The following is a 548-nucleotide window of genomic DNA, read 5'->3' on the forward strand; positions in this document are numbered from 1 at the left end:
ACCTACGCCTCCTGGGCCAACCCGATCGAGGCCCACTTCGGCCCGCTGCGGCAGTTCACCCTGGCCAACTCCCACCACCCGAACCACACCGTCCAGACCCGGGCCCTGCACGCCTACCTGCGCTGGCGCAACGCCAACGCCCGCCACCCCGACGTACTCGCCGCCCAACGCAAGGAACGCGCCCGCATTCGCAGCGAGAAGGGCATCCGCTGGGGCGGACGCCCGATTACCGAAGCTGCTTGACCAGAACCGGGCCGCTACGGGATCTCCTTGTGAACGGCTTCGATGTTGTTGCCGTCGGGATCGCTGACGAACGAACAGTAGGCGCGGTACTCGCTCCATGAGTGAGGAGCGTGCCGGGATGTGCCCCCGGCCGCCACCGCAGCCGCATGAAAGGCATCCACCGCGTCCCGGCTGCCCGCCGTGAACGCGATGTGCATCCCCCTGGTGGCGGCAGTCGCCTTCTCTGCACGCTCCAGGGACAGCGAGGGTGTGTCCCGCTCCGGATGCCAGTACTCGGCCACGCCGTCGGTCCGATAGCCGGCGGT

General features: G+C 68.8%; 1 protein-coding gene and 1 pseudogene. One reads left to right on the plus strand and one right to left on the minus strand.

Annotation, left to right across the window (positions count from 1 at the left end; all coding sequences use genetic code 11):
• Window positions 1-243, plus strand: a pseudogene (locus ACYVO6_RS49480) (IS630 family transposase); the annotation flags it as partial.
• A 14-nt stretch (window positions 244-257) separates the two neighbouring features.
• On the opposite strand, the gene ACYVO6_RS49485 reads toward ACYVO6_RS49480, so the two are convergent.
• Window positions 258-548: VOC family protein (locus ACYVO6_RS49485; RefSeq protein WP_461073644.1), on the minus strand; the 291-nt coding region annotated here is incomplete at its 5' end.

The organism is Streptomyces pseudoechinosporeus (assembly GCF_054783935.1).